2 protein-coding genes are annotated in these 8,449 nt (G+C 46.1%); both read right to left on the bottom strand.

Going from position 1 to position 8,449, the window contains the following annotated elements; translation table 11 throughout:
• Positions 1-262 precede the first annotated feature (262 nt).
• A complete protein-coding gene (locus tag QUB20_RS27380; protein WP_333251131.1) occupies positions 263-1,270 on the bottom strand; it encodes a tellurite resistance TerB family protein in 1,008 nt (335 codons plus the stop codon).
• A gap of 316 nt (positions 1,271-1,586) precedes the next feature.
• A complete protein-coding gene (locus tag QUB20_RS27375; RefSeq protein ID WP_445299436.1) occupies positions 1,587-8,207 on the bottom strand; it encodes a CHAT domain-containing protein in 6,621 nt (2,206 codons plus the stop codon).
• Between the last annotated feature and the right edge of the window lie 242 nt (positions 8,208-8,449).

Genomic DNA, 8,449 nt, shown 5'->3' with positions numbered 1-8,449 from the left:
GTCCAAAAAGGACGGGCGGGACGCCCATCCCACAATAACAATTAAAATTGTAAGTTATTTAATTCGCGCTCCTAACCACGATCGCGCAAGTAATGAAAACTCCTGTCTTCACTACCAACCAGTTTGATTTTGGTCGATCGACCGGACACGATGTCATATCCTGAGAATGGTTGGCAAAAAACCCGGTTTCTCTGAAAATATAGAGTTAAGCAGCGAGACATCTAGAAAGAAACCGGGTTTTTTGCCCCTAAATAATTCCTGTTTATTCGATCGGCCCAAATTCAATTGTCTCAATAAACTCAAAAATCTTGTTCATAATTCCCTCAACTTCAGACTCCAGGGAACCCAATTCATCCCCCTCCTGATAAATGCGCTGACAGCTTACCGTGTAGCAAAAATCGTCAGCAATAAAAGCCATAAGTCCCCGGTAAGCATCCAACCGAGTCAGAGGGCGATCGTTTTCTTGCACGCTGATAGTTGCACCCCCAGGCAAATCTAAAACCACGAAATAAGCTTCTTCATCTTCTAAATATTCCGCGTGGAGTAACTTAGAATTGGGAACATTAGCCAGAATTGCCTGAGAAACAAAATTGTCGAGAAAAGACTTGAGATAACCTTCCTCGCCAACCGACTCGATTGTTTCTTCCACTTCACCAACAACAGGGAAATAATCAATTTTCAGCAAAACGCCAAAGTCATCTGAAAATGCGACACAGCTTTCTTGATCATCAATTTTACCGCCTCGTTCCTCATCAACGGGAATGGGAACGCTAAAATTGCCTTCAGGAGATACGTACCATGCCGCATCGAAATCAGACTCTTCGCCCTCTACTTCCGAGTAAGCAGCAATTACATCCTCAATAATTTCTGCAGCTTCCTCATCTTCCACACCTAATGCTTGCTGGAATTCCTGAAGAAAAGCCTGGTGCTTCTCAGATATTTCGCCATCTGCGACAAACATTGCTGCGGTTATGGCAAAAGTATCCAAAACTAACTCATCTGGCATAGATGCCCCAGCAGTATTAAATAATGCTCCTAAACCGTCCTGGGCAACAATACCGGCGAGTCTTTGAAACATTGCTGACATATCATCTTCCGAGTATTCAGCAAATATTTCTGATTCCCAAAGTATGCTTTCTAAGATATCAGCATCCGTATCAGGGGAATTTGCCTCTGCTGCCACAAGTGCTACCGCTGCTACGGATTCTTCTAAAGTCAAGCTTGCTTCGGATTGGTCTTCTGAATTGAATATTTTATCAAACTTGCCCACAGGTTTTGCCCCGCTAGTGTTTAGTTTTGCTATTCATAGCAACTTTATGACATAAAAAGATAGTAGTCAATCGATTGCGCGATTTTAGATTTTAGATTTTAGATTAAAGAATTGAAGCATTGACTTGCGCGAGATAAATACGTTCGGCAAGTTTCATCGGGTACAGGTTTTTTATTTCTGGACGGATGAATCACGTGGCGGGTATCCTGGATGCTTGATTGTCAGGGATACTCTGGACGCCGGACACGGCGTAGTGCTTCCCTACAGATATCGCACCCGACACGGCGCTGTGCCGTTTCCCTACAGATATCGCCTATTACCAGGGACTGCCAATTATTGTGAATCCGGCCCAAAACTTCGGGTGTGAGAAATCTGCATTTGGTACTTGCGCCGATTGGGTAAGGTCGATCGCGCCTTCAGTCCCCCGCAATTGACCGTTTTTAATTAAAATTTGTTTGTGGATCATTGCCAGTTGAGCTTTTCTGAGCGCTTCAGCTTTAATGTTTTCCGATCGCAAATTGCCATAAAACTCGGTCATCAACCCCAAAGTGCCGATATCATTAACTTTCCACAAACTCGCTAGCGCTGATTTTACACCACTGCGGACGGCCAGTCCAGCAAATCCCATTTCTGCTGTATTGTCCCCGATCGCAGTTTGGCAGGCACTCAGCACTAATAACTCTACTTGTCGGCGATTGTACCACTTCGCCAACCTAAATTCATCTAGCGCCAAAGAGCTGTCCCACAAATCAATCTCAGCTTCTTTTCTTCCATTTTCCCTTTGAGGAAAACTGGCGTGAGTAGCTAAGTGAACGATTCCAAATGCCTGTTGTTCTCGCTGTTTTCTCAGGTTTTCCAGGGTAAAGTCTTGATTGAGAAAAGAGCGGCCTTGCCACAAGGGAAATGCTGCTTGATTTTGCGTTTCTGTTCTCCTCCCGGCGATCGCAGATAATTCGATCGGCACCGCAGGCAAAGCAGGTTTATCAGTGTGGGGAAATTGGGAAGCACCCATCGCTAAAACTTGAGCGTTTTGCAAACTTTGATAATTGGTGTTAGTCAAGCTGACACTAGGAAGTGAGCCTACACTGTACTTTTCTACTAGAAATTGCTTGCCGTCGTGCAAAGCGGATAGCGGCAGTTGGCGCAAACCGGCATCAAAAGAAAACACTAGCGTATCTATATTTAATGCTTCTAAATTTGAACTAATCGGCGCAATCAACCACTGGTAAAGTTGCTGAGAAATGGGCAAATATTCTTCAGTTTGTGAATCATTTGATTGACCCAAATAGCGCTGAAATTCTGCCACATTTTTCAGCAAAACAGCGCTAGTGACAGGGATGTTTTTGAGAATGGGAGGGCCGTCTGGAACTACTAACACTAGGGATAATTCTTCGAGACGGACGATCGCGTAAACAATTACAGCTTGCTTCCCGGTTTCTTCCTTAATTGTTTTCAGAGTTTCTCTCAGATATTGAACGTTAATTTTTTTATCCGTGAAATTTTCCCCATAATAATTTTCGTAGTCTTGTTCAAAGAGTTGATCAATTAGAGCAACAGCATCGTTAGCATTGCCTTGTTCTAAAGTTTGTTCGACGAGCGATCGGCTAATTTGTGAGGGAAAGAGATTTGGAATATCTGCAGGTGGGGGATTTTCTGCGATCGGAGTTGCTACGGGTGCTGGAGTTGGTTCGGGAGTAGGGGCGGGTGCTGGAATTGTTGCGGGAATTGGAGTTGGTGCGGGAATTGGAGTTGGTGCGGGAATTGGTGGGGGCGCTGGAGTAATACTCGGTGAATCTTGAACAGGCGCTGTATTTATTGCAGCTATTCTCTCCCAAAGATCAGAAAGATTGACATCAAAGGGTTCAGAATTAGCAATCGGTAAACTAGGAGTTGGCACAATTATTTCCGGCGGAGTTTCTGCGACTGAAACAGTTAAATTGTCAGTAGATGTCTGTGTGGAAATTAGGTTATTTGCTTCGGCTCCCGCAATCGTGTTAACTGACGGGGAGTAAGGAAGTTCTAGGGAGATAATTGTTTCATTGTTACGCTTCCAATCTAATTCGGTATTTCCCGTTTCAGCATTTTGGTCGATCGAGGTTTGAGCTCCCAATAAATCGCCAATTAAAAAAGCTAACTCCTGTTGGGGAGTTTGGCTTGGGCTGACAGCGGGTGCGGGTACGATCGCACTTGTAGGTGCGGGTACGATCGCACTTGTAGGTGGTGGCTGAATCTGAGTTACAGGCTGGGTTAGAGAGGCAAGAGGGGCTGTGGGCGCGGGATTTGGCGCGTTTGAAGGTTGAGGCGCGATCGCAGGTTGAGAGGCGAGGGAGGAGGTGATTTGGGAAACAGAGGGAAGGGTAGGCCTCGAAGCTATGCGGGCAGCAGCGTTTGGGGTTGTGGGAGTTGAGGGCTGCGTGGGGCGCGCGCGGGGTGGCAGTAGGAATAAACCGGGCAATTCAGGTAGTTGGAAGTTGAGGGGAAAACCAGTTATCGGATCGGGTGTTGCCGAAGGTGCGATCGAAGTTTCGGGTGTTGCCGAAGGTTCGATAAATATTTGGGGAATTGGGAAAGGTGCGATCGAGCTTTCGGGTGTTGGGGCAGGTGCGATCGAGCTTTCGGGTGTTGCCAAAGGTGCGAGGGGTAAACGCGGTGGGAGTTGCGGTGAGGGCGTGGCTGCGGGCGCTGGAGTCGGTGTTGGGGAAGGGGCTGGAGTAGCTGCGGCTGTGGGTGCAGGCGCTGGAGTATCTGCGGCTGTGGGTGCAGGCGTTGGAGTAGCTGCGGGTGTCGGTGCGGGTGTTGGAGTAGCTGCGAGTGTCGGTGCGGGCGTGGGAGTAGCTGCGAGTGTCGGTGCGGGCGTTGGAGTAGCTGTGGCTGTGGGTGCGGGTGTTGGAGTAGCTGCGGGTGTCGGTGCAACTATTGGCGGCGGTACGGAAATAATTTGAATGCGATCGACATCCTGTCTGTGAGTATAGAGATAGGAGTTATCCGGCAAAATTGTTTGAATAGGATTAGAATTTCCCCTAGTAATTGCACCCGCCGTTCCATTTGTGGCAGAATCACCGACAATAAACGGCGTTAATCCTGCGCCTCCGTGGCGGATAATTATAGTACCGCCGCTGCTATCTCCAGGACTTCCAGCCGTAGAAATGCTAGCATTGATGCCGTTTCTGTCTGTGAACGAATTTAGCGATCGAAAAAACATTCCCATCAGAATCTCCACATTTCCGCCGATACCGCTGCCCTGACTCTGAGCATCAATTTGACTCACAGTAATATTGCCAGAAGTGCTGCGGTTATAAGCTGTAACATTCCCTGCATTCCCCTGCGCCGAAGAGTCAATTTTACCAACAGTAATACTTCCGGTAGCGTCGAGCAAGATACTGCCGCCATCACCAGCAGACGAGGTATTGATATCGCCCGCAGCAATATTAGTTCCAGCATTCAAAGCGATATTGCCACCATTGTTAGGGGAAGTCGCATCAAGATTTTTAGTTGTGATTTCTCCGTTCTCACTAAACAAAGAAATTCCGGCGGGTGAGGTGATATTTTGGGCGGTAATATTATTGGTAGTAATAATGTTAATTGCACCGGAACTTTCGGGGATATCATCTTGAATATTGACGCTATTGAGGGGAGTAACACTGCCAACAGCACCACCCAAATCAACACTTCCGGCATCGGGTTGAACAGTCAGACTGTAAGGCCCGTCAACAGTAGACTGAAAAGTAATATCGCCAGTCTCTAAAATTTTGACCGACAGGTTATCACCTAATGTTACCGGAGCGTTAAAAGTAATGTTATTGCGGTTGGTTTCGATATTTCCCTTAGCAGTAATAGAGTCATTTGCCTTGACATCAATATTGCCACCAGTCACAGTAATACTGGGAGCGAAAGTACGGGAATTAATATCCGATGTCGAAACTGTTCCGCCAGCATTTATGGTGATTCCTCCGCCCTTACCATTTGCCGCAGCGGTAATAATTGGGCCGGCAGTTGTGTCGATATTACCGCCGCTTTGAATGCGAAGATTGCCGCTATTGGCGTTGAAGCCGCTCAATAATAGGGCGCTACCAATTCCTGCTGTACTGATGTTGGTTCCAGCTTCGAGGGAAATATTGCCGCCGTTGTTGCCGCCGATCGCATTGATGATTCCGGCGGTAGTATCTATAGAACCGCCGCTTTTGAAGGTTATTGAGCCGCCGTCTTGATTGCCGATCGCCCGGATGTCGCTGGTAGTAATATTTCCCCCAGCATTTAGATTAACATTGCCGCCTGTGTTAGTTTTAATACCGGGAGATGAACCGTCATAACTTGTCAATAGCTGACCTGTAGTAATATTGCCGTTGCTGTTAGTAAATTTAAGATTTCCACCCTGTATTCCCGATACTAATACATCGCCTATATTAATGTCACCGCTGGTAGTAGATAAAGTAACGTTGCTACCGTTGCCGTTAGCAGAATCACCTGCGATCGCGGTTCCTGTTGTCGGTGTTGTGATGCCGGTGCTGGCTTGAAGAGTGATATTTCCAGCAGCGCGATCGCCCGTGACATTAAGCGTTCCGGTATTTATGGAACCGACAGTGCTCGTAAGTGCGATCGGGCCACCATTTTGATTCGCCGTTACAGTGAGATTGCCAGTCGTAATATTGCGATCGGCACTCAAAGTAATTGACCCACCATTTTCCGGTAGAAAAATCGTATCATTTCCTGAATCCTGAGAGCTGGTGGCATTTAATTTTCCTGTAGTGATGCTGCCATTCGTGCTAGTAAAATTAACAATCCCGCCTTGCAATTTACCATAGTTTAATACGTTACCTGTTATAATATTTCCACTGGTAGAGATAGTAATATTGCCGCCCTTCTTACCGCTGTCTGAAGTATTAGTGAGGTCGCCAAGCTGGATATTGCCGTTTACGCTTGTAATATTAATATTTGCACCATCTGCTGTAGATTCATCTAGACTATCTGCACCTATATAACCTACGTTAATGTTACCCTTTGCCTGTAACGTTACAGAACCAGGAATGCTGGATAAAGCGCTATTTCCAGTGGTTATATGTACTCCGCTTGGAGGAAAAATAATAGCTCCCTGTTCGCTGATGATGGTAACATTACCACTACTACCAGTAGGTACTGTATTAGGAACTCCTCCTGCAAAACTCTCTATACAATTGTTAGAGGAGGTACAGTCTAAAGTGATATCGTTTTTTGCTTTGAGAGTAATGTCACCCGCTCCGCTAGGTGCGAAAGAAGCTATACTTTCTCTAAGAGTAAAGCTGCCACCGGCATTAACAGTAATATCACCGCCCTTGCCATTCACAGCGGTGGCTATAGCCCGAAGTGCTCCTGTTGAAATATTTCCTCCGGCAGTCAAAGATATAGAACCAGCATCGCCCCCAAAATTATCTGCGTTAATGTTTCCTGTTTGAATGCTGCCTGCCGCTTGCAAAGTTATAGGGCCAGTTTGACCAGTTCTTGGGAACAAATTCGGATCGGGAAACGTATCAATTTTTCCTACTACTTGAATGTCACCACCCGATCGCAAAATTACCGATCGCGAACTTCCCAATATAAATTCATCTGTACCGGGAGAAGCATTAGCCAAATTTGCATCTGGACTCGTAATTACGATATCTCCATTAAAAGTAATATTTCCTGTACCAGAAGTTGTATCTACCTTGATAGATGCACCCGTGTAACCCCCAGAAATATAATCACCATCTTGTATAAATGGAGGATCGTACAGACTAATAAAATTCGCAGGTTTACCGGATAAATCAACAATCGATGTGTTATTTCCGCTCCTAAAGTGAGAATCTGTAGATATCATGCCATCACTCACTAAAGTCAAATTTCCGCCGCTCACAAATGGCGTTTGTGAAAGATGATTCAGCGCCAAAAGATCGATACTTTGATTTCCCTGAATGTAGAGATTGCCGCCAGCATTCGCCACAAACGGATTTGCCACACTATCGCGCACCCGCACTGTATCGTTAGCCAGCAAATTCAAATCGCCAGTTGTACGCAACAGACTTTCAACTAATGTCAAATTGCGATTAGCTGACAGCGTTGCAGTCTCCGCAGTTACTTCTTTAGCAGCGACATCTCCATTCTCTACCTGCAAACCAGAACCCGTTAATTCTACTTGCCCTCCAGCGTTGACAGTCACTCCCGTTGCACTTCCCCCGCCACCAGTCAACAACTGCGGCAAAGATGCAACTGGTAACACCCAATTTTGAGGCAAACTCCCCGCTACAGATTGCGGTTGAATCTCCAAACTCAACAGATTTCCCGGTTGACTAATTCTGACTAAACTTTCACCCGGTACAGCCGCAACAGTAATATTTCCTCCCGGTGCAGAAAGTTGTCCGCTACTCAAAACCGTGCCGCCCAATAAAGTTAAATTTTGCCCTTGTCCCACGGCCAAATTGCCTAAATTGACAATTCCTCCCGGTTGTGTATTTGTCAAAGCAAAAGTATTAGGATTTCCGACTAATTGAGTATAATTATTAGTACCAGCCGCACTAAACCAGTTATTGCCAAAACCCAGGCCCGTCGCAGTAGTCGCAGTGAAAGCAGCAGGCACGTTCAAACTGGCATTTGTTCCGAAAACAATCCCCGCCGGATTCATTAAAAATAAATTGGAATTGCCGCCCGTTATTTGAATTAATCCGTTAATCAACGAAGCATCGCCGCCGACAACTCGCCCTAAAATATTGCGGATATTAGGATTTGATATAAAGTTAGCAGTTTGTCCTTGAGTTAAACCAAATTCTTGGAAACTGTGAAAGAGATTTGCACCGTCGCTTGATTGTTGGCCGCCGTTGATGTTGAATTGGTTGCCGCTGGGAGTAATTTGAGTATTCGTGCCGTCGGTTGCGGGGGTAATTTGGGCTGTGGCTGTTTGGGATGCGGGGAAAAGTCCTATTTCCCACATTGTTAAGGTGGTGAAGGAGAGGAAGGTGAGGAAAAAGCGGGGTTTTTTGTGTGTTGATTTCATTGTTTTGTTAGTAGATGATGTTTCGTACACTCTGATAATTGCGAAAGTCCGCCAGCGCCCTCTGACAGTCCCAAATTCCGTCAATCCGCCAGGGAATGAATTCCCTGGCTCAAAGCTAAAGTCCTCCTAAGAAACTCAATCTAACTGTGGAGTTTTAGCAACTAGCTCAAACCCAAAAG

This window comes from Microcoleus sp. B4-C2 (assembly GCF_036705265.1).
Lineage (GTDB): Bacteria > Cyanobacteriota > Cyanobacteriia > Cyanobacteriales > Microcoleaceae > Microcoleus.
This window is presented reverse-complemented; position numbering and strand designations above follow the sequence as displayed.